Source organism: Cutibacterium nasicola, assembly GCF_052654715.2.
Window position 1 is genome coordinate 1,855,067 of record NZ_CP199745.2, and the last position, 20,335, is coordinate 1,875,401.

A 20,335-nucleotide genomic window follows, 5' to 3' on the forward strand; every position below is an offset into this window, starting at 1 on the left:
TGACCCCCTCAACCACATCTTTGTGACGACACAACTGTGCCACTACCCGAACAGTGCTGCACGTCGGGTGGTGAACTCCGGGGCTCAGCCCTTCAAACCCGAGCTGGCCAGCCCTTCGATGACCCTCTTCTGCATCGAGAAGAACAGCAGGAAGATCGGTGCCATGGCCATCACGGAGGCGGCCATCATGAGGGCGAACTCGCTGGAGTGCTGTCCGGCCAAGGTGGCTATACCCACGCTCAACGGCATGGATTCCTCCCGCGTGGTCACGATGAGTGGCCACAGCAGGTCATTCCAGGACCACAACACGGTCGTAATCATGACGGCGAACAAGCCTGGCTTGACGACGGGGACCATGACTCGCCAGAAGGTCTGCCACGGATTGCACCCGTCAAGGCGGGCTGCTTCCTCCAACTCGACGGGCAGGCTCATGAACGACTGCCGCATCAGGAAGACGCCGAAGGCCGAGAAGAAACCTGGCAACACGATGCCCCACGGGGTCTCCAGCAGGCCAAGGTCACGAATGATCTGGTACTGGCCAATGAGATAGGACTGTCCGGGCACCATGAGGATGGCCAGCACGAACCCGAAAAGGATGGACTTGCCTCCGAATTTCATCCGGGCGAAGGCGTATCCACCCATGGCGCACAGGATCAACTGCGCGACGGTTCGCAGGACGGTGATCGTCACCGAGACACCGAACTGCTTGAGGAATGGCAACCTCGTGAAAACGTCGGCATAGTTCTTGAACTGCCACTCGTCCGGGATGAACTTGGGCGGAACGGCCTGAATCTCAGCGTTCGTCGACAAGGACATGAGCACCTGGTAGACGAACGGGAACACCATGAAGATGCCGCCAATGATCAGTAATATGTGGACGCCAACCAGGCCTTTCTGGGAGTTTCGGTCGCCCTTCTTGACGAGCTGGTCGATCTCCTGCTCACTCAAGCCCTCGCCAGCCTGCGTGATCTCAGACATAGTTGACCCACTTCTTCTGACCCAGGAACTGAATGAAGGTGACGATGGCGACCAAGAGGAAGATGACAATGGCGATCGCAGCGCCTACCCCTTGGTCGTTGTTGACAAAGGCCTCCCGGTAGAACAGGGACACCAAGGACCTCGTTCTGGGCTCAGCCGGATTGCCGGTACCGATCATGGCGTATAAGGCATCGAAGAGCTGGAATCCGCTGATCGTCGTCATGATCACCAGGAAGAAGATCGACGGTGACAACAGCGGAACCGTGATTGACCGGAACTGGCGCCATCTCGAGGCACCGTCAATGGATGCGGCCTCGTACAACTCTCGAGGAATCGATTTCAGACCTGCCGACAAGATGATGACGTTGAAACCAATGGATGCCCACAGCCCGAACAGGGCAACCGCGAACAGCGCCCATCCCGGGGTGACGAGCCAATAGGGAGGATTGCTTGCACCAAGTCCACGAAGTATCTGGTTGAGGAGACCGAACTGGCCGTTGTACACGATCTTCCAGACCTGGGCGACAGCCATCGGCATGGCCAGGTAAGGCATGAAGTACAGCGCTCGATACAACCCCTTGAACTTCAGGCCTGGCAGTTCAATCATCGACGCGATGATGACCGACAGTGGGATCCCCAGCAGGACGATGAGCGTATACAGCAAAGTGTTGAGCATCGCCGAGCCCAGATCAGGACTCGAGAACAGGTCGTTGTAGTTCTGCAGTCCGACGAACTCGGGATTTCCTCCGAACGCATTGGTCTGCTGCACCGAGGCGACGATGTTCTTGACGATGGGCCAGTAGTAGAACACCGCGATGCCGAGCATGAGCGGACCGATGAAGAGGATGGGCCACGCTCCGACGCTCGTCGGATTTGGTCGTCCGGGCCGGTGGGATCCCGACCCGGAGGGCGAGGCAGCCGCCTGACTGCCTCGCACACCGGGCCGTGGCATCACTTCTCCTTGCTCAGAGCGTCGTTCATAAAGGCTGCCAGCTTCTTGGCAGCCTGAGGCACCGGGGTCTCGCCGGCAAAGGCCGGGTTGAGGAAATCAGCCTCACGGTTGACCCAGGCGTCGGTGTTACGGCTAACCGGGTAAGTCACGGCGTAGCTCGTCGCGGCGGCGACAAACATCTTGCAGTTCCACTTCGGGTAGCTCTTGATCCACGCGTCCTGAGTTCCGTTAAAGGCTGGGATGGCGGTGCCGTTCTTCGCCTCGACCTCCTGGCTCTCTTTGCCTGACATGTGAGCAATGAGGGCTAGGGCTGCTGCCTTGTTCTCGCTCTTGGCGGAGGCAACCCATCCGAGACCGTGGATGATGGTGCCTTTCTTTTCCTTCTTAGGCAGGTCGATGACGTCGTAGTCGTCCTCCTTGCCCCTGAACTCCTCGGCTAGCTCGGAGGCCGTCCAGTCACCAGTCCAGAACATGGCGGACTTGCCGCTCTTGAACATCTGGGACGGCTTGGTGTCAGTGACGACCTTCGGGGAAGCGACCGATCCATCCTTGACCCAGTCAGCCCAGCACTGCAGTCCTTCGATGCTCTTGGGGTCGTCGAATCCGGACTTGTTGTCCTTGATGACGTAACCACCGGCCTGGGCGATCGTGTTGTAATAAGTGCCCTGTCCGTCGCCGTTTATGGTGGTCGCACATCCGTAGATGCCCCTGGGTTTGCCCCAGTCGGAGATCTTCTTGGCCTTGTTGTGGAAGTCGTCCCAGGTCCAGTCAGCGGTCGGGAAGTCGACTCCGGCCTCCTTGAAGATCTTCTTGTTGTAGAAGACGCCAATGGTGTCGAAGTCCTTCGGCACTCCGTAATGCTTGCCCTCGTAGGTGTAGAGGTCGACAAGGGCTTTCGGGTAGTCCGACCACTTCACGCCGGCATCCGTGATCTTGTCGATCGGGGCGAGCATACCGTTGGCGGCGTACAGCTGGATGTTGGGACCGTTCATCCAGAACACGTCGGGAAGCTCGTTGCCCTGGGCCTGGGTGCGCAGCTTGTTCCAGTAATCCTTGAACCCGGCCAGGTTCGTCTTGACCTTGATGTTCGGGTACTTTTTGGCGAAGGACTTGAGGTTCTCCTCGATCGTCTTCGTCTGGTTCTTGTCCCAGTAGGCCAGGGTCAGCTCAGCGGACGTGTTCGAGTCGACGCTTGGCGAGACGTCCGTCTTGTCGTTCTTGCTCGACGACGAGCATCCGGCGATGGTCAGGGTGGCGAGGGCCGCCCCTCCCATGATGAAACCTCTGCGATCCATGATTGACCTCTCTGTCTCGTTGTGATCACTTGACCTGGTTGTTGTTGAAGTATTGGACGATCCCCTCGTCCAGCGTCGGCACCTGGCGCGGCGTCGACCCTTGACGCAACGACTCAGTGGCCTCGATCCCCGCTGCGACCGCATACCAGGCGCCCAACGGCGAAGTATCCGTACGGGTTCCGTTCCTCACGAAGTTGAGGAACTCGGTGACGGTCAACACGTCGGCGTCACCGTGTCCATTGGCGTCCCCGATGATCGGGACGGTCTCATCACCGTCGGCGTTGTAGTGGGTTCGCTTGTTCCACAGTCGAATGACACCTCCCTCACCGTCACCGAAGTTCTCGATGCGCCCCTCCGTGCCGATGACGGTGTAGTTGCGCCAGTAGTCCGGGGTGTAGTGGCACTGCTGGTAGGACGCGAAGACGCCGGACTCCATCCGCATGAGCATCATCGAGATGTCCTCGACGTCGATGACCGGGTTGAGTCCCTTCTGGGTCAGCGGAGGCCAGTTGTCGAGGGAGTACCAGTCGCCCATGAGCTGGTCAGAATTGTCGCGACGATCAGTGATCCGGTCGTAGAGGGTGAGCCCGCCCATCCCGACGACGTCAGTGGTGTGGGAATCGGCGAACCAGTGCATAACGTCGATGTCGTGGGCAGCCTTCTGCAGCAGCAGACCCGTGCCATGCTCGCGAGTGGCATGCCAGTCCTTGAAGTAGAAGTCACCGCCCGACCCGACAAAGTGACGACACCAGATGGCCTTGACCTCGCCGATCCGGCCAGAGCGGATGAGATCGCGCATCGACCGCACGACGTTCATGTGGCGCATGTTGTGACCGACGTAGAGCTTCGTCCCGGTCTCGTAGGCGGTGGTGAGAACCTTGGTCGCCGAATCCATCGTGATGGCCAGGGGCTTCTCCAGGTACACCGGGATCCCCGCCTCCAACAGCTGACAGGTGACCTCGGCATGGGTGTCGTCAGGGGAGGTGACGAAAGCGACGTCGATTCCCGATGCGATGAGCCCGGCAACGTCAGAGGTGATCGTGATGGAGTCGGGGTCCTTCCCGAGCCGGTCGGCCACCCGCTCGCGGGCCAGGTGATGGGGCTCGCAGACAGCGGTCACGAGGCCGTCGTTGCCCTCCAGCTCGGCGTTGAGAGCCAGGCGCGAGCGCGCGCCGACGCCGACGACGCCTACCCTCATGCGATCGCCAGTGTGTCCTTCTCGATGGGTTGTCGTCATGACGCTGTGCTGTCCTTTCTCGACTTCGGAAACGACTTTGGCCATGCCACGCAAGGCCACGGGATGCGGGTGTCCGGTACCGAGGGCCTTCCTCGTCACCAGTTCCAGTGCGGTGTTGAGGGCCCCGACGACCGATGCAGCCTGCCCCAATTCCTCGACCTCGGCGGTCATCGCCTCCGAGTCGAGAGGACGCCGAGCCATGAGCCGAGCGATGATGCGGCGAATCACCGTGACCGACGCATTCGTGGGTCCAGACATGACGATGACGTCCGGGTCGATGACGGCCGCGACCGAACCGGTCGTCAGGGCTGCTCGATCGATCCAGTCGTCGTCGGGCATCTCGTCGCCGTCCAGGCGAAGATCGAGCACGTCGCTGATCTCACCGGCGTTCCAGGTACGTCCGCGATGCAGTTGTCCGTCGAGGACCAGTCCGGTGTGCAGTCCGCGGGTCATCCGCACCAGGAGCATGTCAGCATCGGTGTCGAGGCGACCGCGCTGACGACGCTGGCAGAACTCGCCATAAGCAGCCATGTTGATGTCGTTGTCGACGGTGACCGGGACATCAAGGCGCCGGGAGAGCGTTCGGCCCAAGTCCAACCCGGTCCACTGCGGCACGAGGTCGCTTCGCACGATGCGACCATCGCCGTCGATGACGCCCGTCGTCGAGACCGCCAGGTGCAGCAACGGCCCCTTGTCCCCGCACGCATCTCGCAATGACTCGATCGCGCTCACGACGGTGTCGAGACGGGCTTCGGGTCGGTGCTGGTCGAGCCGAGAACTACGGGCGTCGAGGATCGTCCCGCCGAAAGTGGCCGCCACCAGGAGCATCGAGTCGACGAGGATGTCGGCCCCGATGACGATTCCGACGTCCTCACCCAACGACCACACCGAGGCAGGGCGCCCCAGACCGCCACCATCGGAGGTGCCACGGACCACCCATCCGGACGACTCGAGGTCATTGAGGATTGAGATGACGGTCGGACGTGACAACCCGGTGCCCTCGACGAGATCGGCCGCGCTCATGGCCTCTCCGGCACGCAGTTCGAGCAGGATGTCGTCGGCTCTCTCACTGCGTCGATCACGCTTCGCCACCGTCACCACTCCTTCTCCGCGACCAAGGTCACCGTGGGTCCATGCCCTCACGATCCTTGTAAAGGCATATTTCAAAACATGGTTTCAATTCTTGTTGGAAAGAGAATGGACCACCACGGCGAGTTGGTCAAGGGGTTTGTCGGAACTCGTCATCACGATGCCTTGCGGTGGCCCCTTCAGCGGCGGACAACCCAGTGCCACGGCATCATTGTGCTTCACTGACATTGCGCCTCGGTCTTTGGCAAAATCAATGCCGTGGCAGTCAGTGTTTTCGACATCTTCAAGGTGGGCATTGGCCCATCCAGTTCCCACACCGTCGGCCCGATGCGAGCCGCACAGATCTTCGTGACTGATCTGGCTCAATCACCGGTGTGGCCCGAGGTCACCCGGGTGTGCGCCGAACTCTTCGGTTCCCTGGGGGCGACCGGGCACGGACATGGCTCCGAGGCCGCCGTCCTGTTGGGCCTGGAAGGAGAAGACCCCGCCACCGTCAACACCGACCAGACCCCAGCTAGGGCCGCCACTATCGCCAACAGCGGCCGCATCACCCTCGATGCCATCCATGACGGCCGGGAGATTTCCTTCGACGTGACGACGGACCTCATCCTGCATCGCAACCGGTCCTTGCCCTTCCATCCCAACGGCATGACATTCACGGCGTGGTCGGGTCAGGAGGTCGTCGCCGAGCGCACCTTCTACTCCATCGGCGGTGGCTTCGTCGTCGAACACGGTGAGGACGAGCATCCCGCCATCGTCCGTGACTCGGCTCCGGTCCCCTACCCCTTCAAGACAGGCAAGGAACTGCTGGAACAGTGCTCTGATTACCGGATGAGCATCCCCGAGGTCACCATGGCCAATGAGATGACTGTCCGCGACGAGGAACACGTGCGCGGCGAACTCCTGGACATCTGGGCCGTCATGCACGCCTGCGTCGAGCGTGGTTGTTCCCGCTCCGGCGTTCTCCCAGGTGGACTGCACGTGCGTCGCCGCGCCATGAAGATGCACCGCGATCTCGCTACCCGGGAGCGCATCACCCCAGGCAAGCCAGAACCCTTCGGATCAGTCGACTGGCTGACGGTGTGGGCCTTGGCGGTCAATGAGGAAAACGCCGCGGGTGGTCGTATCGTCACCGCTCCCACCAATGGCGCAGCCGGCATCATCCCGTCCTGTCTGCACTTTGCGGTGAAGTTCCTCTCCCCCGGTTCCGACATTGACTCGGGTACTCCCGGCGTCAACACCGGTGACGACGACCTCATCGTCGACTTCCTGCTGGCTGCCGGGGCCATCGGCGAGATCTACCAGCAGTCGGCGTCCATCTCGGGAGCTGAAGTGGGCTGCCAGGGCGAGGTTGGCGTGGCATGTTCCATGGCGGCGGCCGGTCTGGCTCAGGTCATGGGCGGGACGCCTGCCCAGGTCTGCAACGCCGCCGAGATCGGTCTCGAGCACCACCTTGGTCTCACCTGTGATCCCGTCGGTGGCTTGGTTCAGATTCCGTGTATCGAGCGCAATGCCCTGGGTGCTATCAAGGCCGTGACGGCCGCCCGTCTGGCCATGGCAGGTGACGGCTCCCAGATCGTCAGCCTGGATCAGGTCATGAAGACGATGATGGAGACCGGGCGCGACATGAAGGTGAAATACAAGGAGACGGCACGGGGTGGCCTCGCGGTCAATATCGTCGAGTGCTGACGACTGCGCACATCAATTCTTGACGCGCATCCCTAAAATTGTCCAAGAGAAATGAAAATCTCCTAAGAAAACGCGATGCACCGTATCAATAGCTGGGGCACCGCAGTAGCGTGATGGCATCACCCAGCGCCTAGATTGAGCAAGGACGATCTGCCTGCTCAACCTGATGTCGTGCTCTGTTGGAGAGGAAGGACACGATGCCCAGCAGACGAAAGACAACAGTTGCGGCCGTAGCGGGGGTGTTGGTTATCAGTGCTGCACTAGCACCAAAGACCAACGCATCCCCGCCCCCGAGTGAGATGACACAGCCCGCGAGCACTCAGTTAATTGACGCCATGAAAAATGGCTTTCCCTATGTCGTTGATACAACCAACAGAACCATAACCATTGCAACTATCCACGGAGCCGTCACCTCCTACCCCAAGATGAGCCCGTCCATTGCAGCCACAGAACGAGCAGCGACAGACACCACACCGCCAGACGGCACATCCGAAAAATCACTCGCCGATCAGATATCGAATTTTCATGTAAATGAAATATCATCTCAATTCACCAAGAAGTCTCTAGAAAGCGGACTGATTGACGTAGAGAATAGTTACACCAACACAGCACACGAAAATGACTTCATCGCATACATGTACGAGCCTTCATTAGATAAGATCGTCGTCTACGCTGACCCGGACATCGCAAACCAAATAGCCGCCCAGCTACCATCTGACACACACCAAGTTTTTCCATCATCCGGAAGCCCAACCAAGGGCCGCCTAACGATGGGAACTCCCGTCAGAGGAGGCGGAAAGCTGAAGACATCAAAATTCAGCTGTACGTCTGGAATCGTGGCAACGAACACCAAGGGAACCAGAGGGGTTTTCACAGCGGCACACTGCTTCAACTTGAGACAACGAGTCCTGACCGGATCTGGCTCATACGCCGGAACCGTCACCCATTCGTACACCTACCCAAATGTCGATGCAGAATTCATTTCTGGATCAACATACTCCGCCAGCATCTTTACTGGAGGCAATCAATCAACAAAAACCAAACCGGTGCGCGGGGAATACTTTCCAACTGCCGGCGTTGGCAACCGCGTCTGTTTTGTAGGTATCACCAGCGGTGAAAACTGCGGAAACCAAGTTCATATGTACAATGCAAATACGTGTGGCTGGACACCAACAGGCAGCAAATGCGTTCGAAATGTCATTGCCCTTACAGGAGGAACTACATCGCGCCCCGGAGACTCCGGGGGAACGGTCTTCGCAAACTTCGGAAACACTGTCAAGGTCACAGGCATTGTCCAAGGACACAAGAATTCCACATTGCATGGACCGATGACATTCATAACAGATTGGCGCTCCATAAAATCATCATATAAAGCCAAGTTGGTGCTCGGATGAAGAATGAAAAGAACTGGACCATTCTCGCATGGGTTCTGGGAACGGTCGTCATGGTATTGTTTGTATTGTCCCTCTGGGGCCAAGTCAATGGAATTGGCTCATGCTTGGACAACGGCTCCAGTGAGGCTGTGAAATGTCAAAGAAAATAATGATCATCTTGATTGTCGAAGTCATCCTCTTGGCAGTGATGTGCTGGTGGTACGACGCCACGATCATTGCGGGGCTCAAGTGCAGGGGCCCGCTGTGGGAGCAGCCCTGACCCCCAGCTCGTAGCCCGATATGGGTGCGGCCCACCGGGCCGTGGGCCGCACCCACACGCAGGGTGGCCCACGGCTCAGCCCCGAGGTGCGCGAGCCGACAAGGCAAAACACTTCTTCCAGCCAGCCTCTTGCCACCATCGCGGGCAATGTCCCTTATGATCGACACCAGGTCCTCGCAATACCCGCGGGGATCCCGGCGGCACCCTTGGTCGTCGGATTTCCACAACGGATCGTCGGGCACGTACCTGCCCGTGGAAAGGATTAACGGTTATGGCAACCGTGCAGTACAAGGAGGCGACTCGGGTTTACCCGGGCACCGATCGCGCAGCCGTCAGCAAGCTCAACCTGGAGATCGGCGATGGTGAGTTCATGGTCCTCGTCGGGCCGTCTGGCTGTGGTAAGTCGACCTCCCTGCGAATGCTGGCCGGCCTCGAAGAGGTCAATGCCGGTTCCATCTGGATCGGAGACCGCGACGTCACCGATCTGCCCCCGAAGGACCGTGACATCGCCATGGTCTTCCAGAACTACGCCCTGTACCCCCACATGACCGTGGCCGACAACATGGGCTTCGCCCTCAAGATGCAGAACGTGCCGAAGGCTGAGCGTCAGCAGCGCGTTCTCGAGGCTGCCAAGCTCCTCGGTCTCGAGGACTTCCTCAACCGCAAGCCGAAGGCTCTCTCCGGTGGTCAGCGTCAGCGTGTCGCCATGGGTCGCGCCATCGTTCGTAACCCTCAGGTCTTCCTCATGGACGAGCCGCTGTCGAACCTCGACGCCAAGCTCCGTGTCCAGACCCGTACCCAGATCGCTGCCCTGCAGCAGCGCCTCGGTGTCACCACCGTCTACGTGACCCACGACCAGGTCGAGGCCATGACGATGGGCGACCGCGTTGCCGTCATGAAGGACGGCATCCTGCAGCAGGTCGACTCCCCGCTGGCCCTCTACGACACTCCTAAGAACCTCTTCGTCGCCGGCTTCATCGGCTCCCCTGCCATGAACCTCATGGAGGGCGACGTCGTTGATGGTGGCGTCAAGCTCGGTGACTACGTCGTTCCGGTTTCCCGCGAGGTCCTAGCCAAGGCCCCGAACGAGACCAAGCTCACCCTTGGCATCCGTCCAGAGGCCTTCACCCTCGCCAGCGAGGGCATCGGACTCGACGTTGCCGTCGTCGAGGAACTCGGCGCTGACGCCTACCTCTACGGCTCCCTCGTCGGTTCCGGCAAGGAAGCCTCGATCGAGGATGGTGAGGCCCACCAGGTCGTCGCTCGTATCTCGTCTCGTCGTCCTCCGCAGCGTGGCGAGCAGGTGCGCCTGGGTGTCGACCCGGCCGCCGTGCACGTCTTCAGCCAGGAGACCACTGAGCGCATCTCCTGATCCTCGGTTTCCGCAGACACGACGAGGCCCCCGGTTCTTCCGAGGGCCTCGTCGTGTTCTGTGTGGCCATGGGGGGCGTGCCCTGATTCTCGCCGTCGAACGCAGCGAACTCTTTCATCTCTGCTTGTGTGACACGGCCCCTCAGCGAGCTGCTGCGGCTATGTCCGAACGTCGATACAGCCTGTGCTTATTTCAATTTACATCACTTTGATAAGTCGCCTTATCAGCTACTTCATATATCAAAGGCGGCTACTCCAGTAAGCTGCTTGCAGCGGAAGGAGGAACCATGACAACTCAGCAGACGCTGTCTCTGGGGCAGATCGCCCGGCTGTGCCACGTCAAGCGCGCCGTGGCGACGATGTGGCTCAAGCGCCCTGTCGCCGGCGCCCCGTTTCCCTCCCCGTCCCCCACGGGCCGCTATGCAGCCGACGAGGTGCTCGACTGGCTGGAGCGGACCGGCCGGGGCAACAATCCCCAGCCCCGACTCGACCTCGCCCTCGAAACCACCTTCAACGCGGGCCGTGGCACGAAGGAAATGCAAGCCCTGACCGCGATGGTGGCTGCCCGGAGCATCGTCGACTGCCCGCTGGCGAGCATGGACACCGAGGATCTCCTCGATGCCGTCGAGGAGGCCGACCCCGACGATGACTGGCTCTGGTCGGAGGTCGAGGCGCTCGACGTCGAGAGGCTCTCTCATGAGGCTGACGCGCTAGTCGAGGCAGCCTGGACAACCTCCGACGCCCACGACCGGCTGGTGCAGGAGGTGACGCGTCGGACCGCGAACACACCCCGCCTCGCCGAAGACTTCGTCGCCCTGGTTAGCACAGCCGCCAAGGCCTTGCTGTCCCCGGGCGGGGAGCTCGTGGACGTTAACGGGACCGCCAACGACGTGCTGGTGAACCTGATGCGCGACGAGGACCTCCAGGATGTCGGGCTAGTCCTGCCCGGCGAGGGTGCCGGTCATCGGATGGCGCGACAGCGTCTGGCGGTGCGCCACCTCGTCGCGCGCACACCCTCGTTCGACGACGACTGGCAGCTAGCCGAAGGCAGCGTCATCCTCGCCCGCTTGGAGTCCGACGTGCACGCAGCACTAGATGACCTCGACCAGCTCTCGCTCCAACTCGCGCCGGGCACACGTGCCCTCGTGATTGGTCCAGCCCAGATCCTCGTCGACCCGCTGGGCAGCTCCACGAGCCGTCGCGACGCTGTCCTGCGTGACCACTTGGTGCGCGCTGTGGTGCGACTCCCCCAGGGTCTCTTGGCCGATGGGGCGCGGGGGCATCTGGCGTTGTGGCTGATGGATGGAACGGCGGATGCCCGCCCCTTCGTCGGTGACCTCAGTGGCACCCCGTTGAACAGCGCCTTACGCCAGCGGCTATTGGATGATCTGGTGGCTGTGGCCCAGCAAGACAGTCGCCGCTGCATCGAGTTGCTGCACCCGGTGGCACTCCCCTCCCTCCTAACGCGCTCCAGGTCGCTGGTAACGCTGGGCCAGACCGTGCCGGTGGGGCTGCCCAGTGCCCCCGGTGATGACGCGGCCAAAATCCAGCAACTGCTCACCAGGCTCACGGTTTCCGAGCCGAGTCCGATGGAGGGCATCACGGCGCGGGTGGCCACCGGCCGCACACCATCGTTGGTGGTGCTGGGTGAGCTGGCCCAGCAGCGGCTGGCGAAGGTGGTGTCCGGTACGCGCCTCAACGTCGAGGCGCTCCCCGAGGGGTCGTCCAGGCTGTGGACCGCTGCCGGGTTAGCCCGCCGCGCACCGCAACCCGTCGACATGCTGCAGCTGACCCGGCAGGCTCCCGAGGCGAAGGTGACCCAGCCTGGCGACGTGGTCTTCTGCTCGACCGGGAAGCCGGTCGCCCAGGTGGACGACGAAGGTAGCGCAGTCGTCGCTTATCCAGCGCGGGTACTCCGTCTCGATTCCCGTGCGCCCATCTCACCGCGGTCCGTCGCGGCCGTCATCAATGAGCTTCCTGCCGGGTGCGGTGCGTGGCGTACTTGGCAGGTCCCCATAGCCCGGGACCGCAGGGCTACCGACGACACGCTGGCTTTGCTGGAGCGGTGCGAGCGCCAGTTGCAGGACCGACAGAATGTGGTGGACGAGCTCCGCCGCGTGGTGATGCGTTGCGTGCCCTGTGGTGCAGTGACGCTCACCACGACCGAGAAGAAGGAGGGCCAGTGATGGCACCCAGGAAGAAACAGGACGCACTGTTACCCAGCACCGACAAGGAGCTGAAGGACACCCTGTGGAAGGCTGCCGACAAGCTGCGCGGCTCGATGGATGCTTCTCAGTACAAGGACGTGGTGCTGGGGCTGGTCTTCCTCAAGTACGTCTCGGATGCGTTCACGGCGCGGGCTAGCGCGCTGACCGCCGAGCTGACCGAGGAAGGCTATGACGCCGAGGCAATCGCCGAGACTCTGGAAGACCGTGACGAGTACACCGCCTCGAACGTCTTCTGGGTGGACGAGGATGCCCGCTGGCCCCATCTGGTGCAGATGGCGAAGGTGAACGATGTCAAGACGATCGGCCAGCGTCTCAACGAGGCGATGGACCTGTTGATGTCAGACAATCCGTCGTTGGCGGGCACGCTGCCGCGGGTCTTCAACAACTCCAGCGTCGACCAGCGTCGGCTGGCAGAACTGCTGGACCTGCTGAACTCGCTGCGGTTCAGCGGGCAGGGTGCTAGCCGGGCGCGGGATCTGCTGGGGGAGGTGTACGAGTATTTTCTGGCGAAGTTCGCCTTGTCGGAGGGACGCCGGGGTGGCGAGTTCTACACACCGGCCAGCGTTGTGCGCACCATCGTCGAGGTGTTGCAGCCCCGCGAAGGCCGGGTCTACGACCCGTGCTGTGGTTCGGGCGGCATGTTCGTGCAGGCGGAGAAGTTCCTGGCCGCGCACGATGACGACCCGATGAAGCTGTCGGTCTACGGGCAGGAGAACGTGGAGAGCACCTGGCGGATGGCGAAGATGAACCTCGCCATTCACGGCCTGAACGGCAACTTGGGGCCGCGCTGGGGCGATACCTTCTCGCTGGACCTGCACCAGGGCGTACAGATGGACTACGTCATGGCCAACCCGCCGTTCAACATCAAGGACTGGAACCGGGTGGAGTCGGACAGCCGCTGGACCTACGGCGTACCACCGGCTAAGAACGCGAACTACGCCTGGCTTCAGCACATCATCTCGAAGTTGAAGCCCACTGGCACGGCGGGCGTGGTGATGGCCAATGGGTCGATGACATCGAAGTCGGGCGGCGAAGGTGAGATCCGCGCCCAGCTGGTGGAAAACGACCTGGTGAGCTGCATGGTGGCGTTGCCCGAGAAGCTGTTTCGCTCCACCGGGATTCCGGTGTGCATCTGGTTCTTTGCCAAGGACAAGTCGGCCGGTCGGGGTGGTTCCGTGGACCGCCGTGGCGAGGTGCTGTTTATCGATGCGCGCAACTTAGGCCACATGGTTACCCGTGCCGAGCGCGCCTTCAGCGACGCCGACATCAAGCAGATCGCCGACGCCTACCACCTGTGGCGCGGCATGGAAGTGCTCGATCTGGGCACCAAGGACGCCACGGCGACCGAGTCTTCCTCCCCGGCTCCTGAGTCCGCCGAGGGGACGGGAACAGGTACTGAGCCTGTCGAGACCACTTTCCCGGACGGAGCCTACCGCGACATCCCGGGCTTCTACCGCTCGGTGAGCCTCGCCGAGATCAAGGAGGCCGGCTACGCGCTGACCCCGGGTCGTTATGTCGGCATGGCCGAGGCCGCGGCCGACGACGAGCCGCTCGACGAGAAGATCGCCCGCCTCACCGCCCAGCTCCAGGAAAAGTTCGCCGAGTCCGACCGCCTGCAAGCGGTTGTGCGTGAGCAACTGGGGAGGTTGTGATGGAGCGCGTCAGTCTCGCTGATCTAGCCACACCGGGCGGAATCGTTGGAGGCCCATTCGGGTCATCGCTTGTGGGCTCTGACTACGTCTCCAGCGGTGTTCCTGTCATACGGGGGTCCAACATGGGCGATCGCTTCGTAAGAGGTCCCTACACATACGTCACCGCAGAGAAAGTGGAGCGGGATCTAAGCAGAAACGTTGCACGGCCCGGAGATCTCGTTCTCACGCAGCGGGGCACTCTAGGACAGACCTCCCTCGCCGCAGGCCCGTTCGACACCTATGTCATTAGCCAGAGCCAGATGCGTGTCCGACTCGACCCCGAGAAGGCAGAGGCGCGGTTCGTGTACTACGCCGCTCAGACTTCGGATTTTATGAGCCAGATCGATCACTCCGCAGTTCGCACGGGCGTCCCCCATATCAACCTCGGAATTCTCGGAACGCTGGAAGTCCCGCTGCCTCCTCTCCCAGAGCAACAGGCAATCGCGGACGTCCTGGGCGCCCTAGACGACAAGATCGCCGCCAACCGCGCTCTTGTCTCGACCATGGAGGAGCTACTGCGTGCACAGTACCAGCACGAGATCCTCGATGCTGAGGCTCCTGACACGCCGATCTCAAAGATCCTGGACGTCAACCCGAAGCGCAAGATCACAAAATCAAAAGCGCCACAAATCACCATGCAGGACCTTCCCAGCCCCGGGATAGCAATCCCCAAGGCCACCTACGCCGAGCCCAACGGTGGTGTTCGATTCACCAATGGCGACACACTTCTCGCACGCATCACCCCCTGCCTCGAGAATGGCAAGACTGGATATGTAAGCAACCTTACCGACGGAGAAGTGGGATTTGGATCAACGGAATACATCGTACTGCGCTCGAAGGAAGGTTTTCCCCTCCCCCTGAGTTACTTCGTCGCCACCGAGAAGGCCTTCCGAGCAGAAGCAATCCAACGCATGGTGGGCAGCTCTGGTCGGCAGCGGCTAAAGGCCAACGATCTCACAGACTTCGCAATCAACATCACCCAGGACACGGCTGCACTAGCTGCGTTTGGTGATGCCGCGATCGCTGGGATTGAGCATGCGACTTCGCTGATCAATGAGTCCGCCACCCTCGCCGCTCTCCGCGACACCCTGCTCCCCGCTCTCATGGACGGAACGCTGCGCGTTAAGGATGCTGAGAAAGCTGCAGAGGACGCACTATGACCGCACCCCATAACCCGACCCTGACAACAACGCAATGGAAGGATTGAGCCCATGCGGATCACCCACATCACGGCCCACAACTGGCGCAACTTCAAAAACCTGGATTTCGACTTGAGTAATCGGCTCATCGTCGTGGGTCCCAATGCGGCTGGTAAGTCGAACCTGCTCGACCTGTTCCGCTTCCTCGCCGACATCTCTCGCCCAGGGGGTGGCCTGTCTGCCGCACTCACCGACCGGGGCGGGCTCTCGAACGCACGCTCCTTGTTCGCCCACAACAACGCCAAAGGCCAGCTGATAGTCGAGACAAGACTCGTCGACGACGACATCACTTGGACCTATCGACTCGCGGTTAAAGGCGAAGGCAGCGGTCGCAACCGCCCCATCGTCGCCGAGGAGACCGTCACCCGTAATGGCACAGTACTGCTCAGCCGCCCCGATGACGCCGACAAGGCGGATAAGGAGCGCCTGACCCAAACGCACCTGGAACAAATCTCTGCCAACCAAGCATTCCGCCCTGTAGCCGAGCACTTCGCGAAGGCGAACTACTTCCACCTGGTGCCGCAGTTGATTCGGCAGCCGCAGCCCATGAATACGGCCACCACTCGAGCCTTCGGCAGCACCATGATCGCCGACATGAATGGCACGCCCGAGAAGACAAGGAATGCATGGCTGGGCCGCATCCAGAAGGCTCTGGAGTCAACAGTCCCCGGATTCGAAAGCCTAAAACTCGAAGTGGACAAGTACGGGCAGCCACACCTAATCGCCGACTACCGCCACTGGCGGTCCCATCCCGTCGAGCAGAAGGAAGCAGACTTCTCCGACGGAACCCTCCGCCTGATAGGCCTGCTGTGGACGATCGTCAGTTCTCCCGCCACTGGTGGCGTGCTGCTGCTGGAAGAGCCCGAACTGTCCCTCAACAGTGCCATCGTCCGAAAGCTCGCGCCTCTTCTGGCCCTAGCCCAGCGGGACTCGAAGATGCAGGTCGTGATGTCCACACACGCCCCCGAACTACTCGACGACGAGGGCATTCGCCCCGAGGAAGTGTTGGTGTTGCAGGTGGGTAACGACGGCACTATCGCCACACCGCTCAGCGAGGTCGACGAGGCCATCGACCAAGTCGAGGCGGGTCTACCCCTCAGCGAAATCACCGCGGACCTGATCTCCCCCGGCGACATGTCCGGGCTCATGCGGGCAGCCCGAAAGTAGCCACCATGTACATCGTCGTCGAAGGCCCTTCCGACGGAGGCGCAGCACGCGCGGTCGTTGAACACGCGGGCCACCCCGTGACCCGGGTTCATGTCGCAGGTGGTAAGACCAAGCTGGACCCCAAGCTCGCTAAATACGCGCGCGCAGCCCGACGTGAACCGTGGGTTGTCTTCCGCGATACCGACACCAAATGCCCCGTGGCCCTGCGCCAGCAGCTCCTGCACGGGATCCCAGACAATCGGCTGTTCACCCTGAGGCTGGTCCACTGCATGACCGAGTCGTGGCTCATGGCGGACACCGAAGGATTCGCCCACTACTTCAAGGTCTCGCCAGACATAATCCCCCGGAACGTCGAGAACCCTAAGAAACACGCCAAGCACACTCTGCTGACACTATGCCTGCGCAGCAAGAGTCGTGACATCCGAGAAGAGGTGGCCCACGACTCCACCACTGCAGGCGAACTGTTCGTGCTGCACCTAAACGAGTTCGCGACCCACCACTGGGACGTCGAAGCCGCCGCCCAGAACTCCCCGTCACTACGCCGCGCCGTCGCAGCCCTCTCCTCTATGCCGAAAGGACCCAACCCATGATCCTGGAATCCGAGTGGGAGACCACCATGCTTGACTGGCTCGGTGAGCTCGGCTGGGAGCCGACCACCGGTTCCGCCGTCGAGGGCCGGCGGAAGGGCCTCGACGACCTGGTGCTGAGCGACGTCTTCCTGAACGCCCTGCACCGCCTCAACCCGGGGGTACCTGACACCTTCCTCGCCCAGGCGCAGGCCGAGATGCTTACCCCGAAGAGCCAAGATGCACTGGCCGAGAACAAGGCCTTCCACGCCCTGCTCGCGCACGGCTTCCACGGGCTCGCCTATGTCGACTCCTCGGGTGCCGAACAGACCCCCACCCTGCGCCTGGTCAGCCCCAACCCCGACGAGAACACCTTCCATGCGGTACAACAAGTCCGCATCGTGCACGGCCAAAACAGCCGTCGCTTCGACGTCGTCCTCTACGTCAACGGTCTGCCGCTGGCCGTCGTCGAGCTCAAGCAGGCCGGCGCAGCCAATGCCACCATCGCCAAGGCCCACGCCCAGATCGGAACCTACCTGGCAGAGTTCGGCACCGCCTTCCGTAGCGTGGTCACCACCGTCATCAGCGACGGGATCAGCGCTCAGTACGGCACGCCGTTCACCCCGCTGAACCACTACTCGCCGTGGAAGGTGGACGACTTCGGCACCCCCGTCGAGACCGGCCCTAACACCCCCGAGCTGGAGACCCTCACCTACGGCTTGTTCGACCTGCGCCGATTCCTCGACATGGTCCTCAACTTCACCGCATTCGACGAGGACTCCGGCCACATCACGAAGCGCATTGCCAAACCCCACCAGTACTTCGCCGTGCGCAAGGCCGTCGACTCCACCCTCAAGGCCATCGACTCCACCGGCAAGGCCGGCGTCGTCTGGCACACCCAGGGGTCCGGCAAGAGCATGGAAATGGAGCTCTACGCCAACCTGGTGATGACCCACCCCGAGCTACTCAACCCCACGATCGTCGTCATCACCGATCGCACTGAGCTCGACGGACAGCTGTTCGCCGGCTTCCGTCGCTCCACCCTGTTACCCGAGACGCCCGTGCAGGTCACCCGCCGGTCCGAGCTGCGCGAACGGCTCGCCAACACCGCTTCTGGCGGCATCTACTTCACCACCCTGCAAAAGTTCGGCCGCTCCGCAGCCGAACGTGACTCCGGCCTCGACCACCCCATGCTCACCGACCGGCGCAATGTCATCGTCATGGTCGACGAGGCCCACCGTAGCCACTACGACGACCTCGACGGCTACGCCCGACACCTCAAGGACGCCCTACCCAACGCCACCCTGATTGCCTTCACCGGCACCCCCATCAGCACCGCCGACCATGACACCCGCGCGGTCTTCGGCGAATACATTGACGTCTACGACCTCAGCCGAGCCGTCGACGACGGTGCCACCGTGCCCGTCTACTTCGAGCAACGGTTAATCAACGTCGGACTCACCCCCGACATGACCTCCGAGGACCTCGACCGCATCGCTGACGAGACCACCGAAGGCCTCGACGACGCCGAACGCAGCCGCATCGAGAAATCCGTGCTGGTCATCAACGCCATCTACGGCGCCCCCGAGCGCCTGCACGCCTTGGCCGCCGACATCGTCGCACACTGGGAGGCCCGACGCGCCACCGTCGAGCCCGCCCTACGCGACGGCGACTCCGCGACCACCCCGCACGGCAAGGCGATGATCGTCGGCGCAACCCGCGAGATTTGCGCAAACCTCTACACCGAGATCACTCGGCTGCGACCCGAGTGGCACAACGACGACATCACCAAGGGGCGCATCAAGGTCGTCTATTCCGGCAATGCCACCGACACGGAGCCGATCCGCAACCACGTGCGCCGCGACTCCGAAAACCAGGTAATTAAGAAACGCCTCACCGACGTCAATGATGAGGTCGAGCTGGTGATCGTCAAGGACATGATGCTTACCGGCTTCGACGCCCCGCCCCTGCACACCCTTTACCTCGACCGGCCGCTCAAGGGTGCCCTGCTCATGCAGACCCTCGCCCGGGTCAACCGCACCTTCCGCGGCAAACAAGACGGCCTGCTCGTCGGTTACGCACCCCTGGCCGAGAACCTGCGCGAGGCACTCGACGAGTACACCGAGACCGACAAGACCACCCGCCCCGTCGGTCGTGACGTCGACGAGGCCGCCGGGGCCACCCGCGACCTCCTCAATGCCCTTGACCGGCTACTGTCCGGCTACGACTGGATGGGCGTGCTCCGCTCCGGAACCAAAAGCGCCCGACGCGACGCCGTAGCCGGCGCAGTGGAGTACCTCCGCTCGCCCAGCACACCGGGTAACCGCGTCGACGACGGCGAGGAGACCCTGGCCGATCGTTACCGCAAACTGTCGGCCAGGCTCGCCCGCATGTGGGCGCTGTCCGCGGGCAGCCAGACCCTCGACGACAAGCGCATCGACGTCAATTTCTACGAGGAGGTGCGGGTCTGGATGGCCAAGTATGACGCCAAGGAACGCGAGGCCAACGGCCAGCCCGTCCCCGACGAAGTCCTGCGACTGCTGCGCGGTCTGGTCGCCGACGCCACTGTCAGCAGCGGCATCACCGACATCTATGAGGCCGCAGGCATCCCCAAGCCCAGCCTGCAGAACCTCACGCCGGCAATGGTGCAGCAGTTCAAGGATGCCACCAACCCGCACCTGGCTATCGAGGCCCTGCGCGATCTGCTCGTCGAGGAAGCCGACAAGGCCACCCGCAAGAACCTAGTGCGCAACCGCGACTTCAGCGAGCGCATCAACGAACTGATGCTGCGCTACACCAACCAGCAACTCACCTCGGCCCAGGTGATCAGCGAACTTGCCGAGCTAGCCAAGAGCATCAGCGAGGAGAACGCTCGCGGCGCGAAGTTCGACCCGCCGCTCAACCACGAGGAGATCGCCTTCTACGACGCGCTCGCCAATGACCCAGGAGCGTTGGAGACCATGGGCGACGATGTGCTGGCAGCCATGGCCCGCGATCTGCTCGCCATCGTGCGCAAGGACTCCCGCACCGACTGGACCAGGCGCGACGACGTACAGGCCAAGCTCCGCAGCTCGGTGAAACGCCTTTTGCGCCGGCACAAGTATCCGCCCAGCAAACAGCCCGAAGCGGTAAAACTGGTGCTCGAACAGATGGAGGCAATCGCACCGGATTTCCAAGCATGAGACTCGGAAAATATCTCAGCCCGACACAGCCGCGAACC

The 20,335-nt window shown here is 61.9% G+C and carries 13 protein-coding genes; 9 read left to right on the top strand and 4 right to left on the bottom strand.

The genetic code is table 11. The features are described 5' to 3' along the window. Positions 1-84: 84 nt before the first annotated feature. From ACUCCZ_RS08770 to ACUCCZ_RS08785, 4 genes are read right to left on the bottom strand one after another with little or no spacing between them, the layout of a single operon-like run. Positions 85-978: a carbohydrate ABC transporter permease gene (locus ACUCCZ_RS08770; protein WP_004810671.1), complete on the bottom strand. Its 894-nt coding sequence runs from the start codon at positions 976-978 to the stop codon at positions 85-87. Beyond that, entirely contained in the window at positions 971-1,930 is a 960-nt protein-coding gene (locus ACUCCZ_RS08775) for a carbohydrate ABC transporter permease (protein ID WP_069101840.1), read from the bottom strand. The genes ACUCCZ_RS08770 and ACUCCZ_RS08775 overlap by 8 nt, the downstream gene beginning before the upstream one ends. Then, entirely contained in the window at positions 1,930-3,225 is a 1,296-nt protein-coding gene (locus ACUCCZ_RS08780) for an ABC transporter substrate-binding protein (RefSeq protein WP_435917165.1), read from the bottom strand. The genes ACUCCZ_RS08775 and ACUCCZ_RS08780 overlap by 1 nt, the downstream gene beginning before the upstream one ends. A 25-nt stretch (positions 3,226-3,250) precedes the next feature. Further along, positions 3,251-5,554, bottom strand: a complete 2,304-nt coding sequence (locus ACUCCZ_RS08785; RefSeq protein WP_435917166.1) for an ROK family protein — start codon at positions 5,552-5,554, stop codon at positions 3,251-3,253. Between the two features lie 255 nt (positions 5,555-5,809). Between ACUCCZ_RS08785 and ACUCCZ_RS08790 the strand changes: the two genes are divergently transcribed. The 9 genes from ACUCCZ_RS08790 to ACUCCZ_RS08830 all read left to right on the top strand — a co-directional run bounded on the left by ACUCCZ_RS08790 (position 5,810) and on the right by ACUCCZ_RS08830 (position 20,297). Further along, positions 5,810-7,240 carry an L-serine ammonia-lyase gene (locus ACUCCZ_RS08790; protein ID WP_435917167.1) on the top strand — a complete coding sequence of 477 codons (1,431 nt, stop codon included), beginning with the start codon at positions 5,810-5,812 and terminating at the stop codon, positions 7,238-7,240. A gap of 197 nt (positions 7,241-7,437) precedes the next feature. Next, positions 7,438-8,634: a S1 family peptidase gene (locus tag ACUCCZ_RS08795; RefSeq protein WP_252908462.1), complete on the top strand. Its 1,197-nt coding sequence runs from the start codon at positions 7,438-7,440 to the stop codon at positions 8,632-8,634. Between the two features lie 530 nt (positions 8,635-9,164). Next, positions 9,165-10,265, top strand: a complete 1,101-nt coding sequence (locus tag ACUCCZ_RS08800) for an ABC transporter ATP-binding protein (RefSeq protein ID WP_435917168.1) — start codon at positions 9,165-9,167, stop codon at positions 10,263-10,265. Between the two features lie 286 nt (positions 10,266-10,551). Beyond that, positions 10,552-12,450: a hypothetical protein gene (locus tag ACUCCZ_RS08805; RefSeq protein ID WP_069101844.1), complete on the top strand. Its 1,899-nt coding sequence runs from the start codon at positions 10,552-10,554 to the stop codon at positions 12,448-12,450. Next, entirely contained in the window at positions 12,450-14,144 is a 1,695-nt protein-coding gene (locus ACUCCZ_RS08810; RefSeq protein WP_435917169.1) for a class I SAM-dependent DNA methyltransferase, read from the top strand. Before ACUCCZ_RS08805 ends, ACUCCZ_RS08810 begins: the two co-directional genes overlap by 1 nt. Beyond that, positions 14,144-15,343 carry a restriction endonuclease subunit S gene (locus ACUCCZ_RS08815; RefSeq protein ID WP_435917170.1) on the top strand — a complete coding sequence of 400 codons (1,200 nt, stop codon included), beginning with the start codon at positions 14,144-14,146 and terminating at the stop codon, positions 15,341-15,343. Before ACUCCZ_RS08810 ends, ACUCCZ_RS08815 begins: the two co-directional genes overlap by 1 nt. A gap of 51 nt (positions 15,344-15,394) precedes the next feature. After that, entirely contained in the window at positions 15,395-16,549 is a 1,155-nt protein-coding gene (locus ACUCCZ_RS08820) for an AAA family ATPase (protein WP_435917171.1), read from the top strand. 5 nt (positions 16,550-16,554) lie between these two features. Further along, positions 16,555-17,139: a hypothetical protein gene (locus ACUCCZ_RS08825; RefSeq protein WP_435917172.1), complete on the top strand. Its 585-nt coding sequence runs from the start codon at positions 16,555-16,557 to the stop codon at positions 17,137-17,139. Further along, entirely contained in the window at positions 17,136-20,297 is a 3,162-nt protein-coding gene (locus ACUCCZ_RS08830) for a type I restriction endonuclease subunit R (RefSeq protein WP_435917173.1), read from the top strand. The genes ACUCCZ_RS08825 and ACUCCZ_RS08830 overlap by 4 nt, the downstream gene beginning before the upstream one ends. The last annotated feature ends 38 nt before the right edge of the window (positions 20,298-20,335 follow it).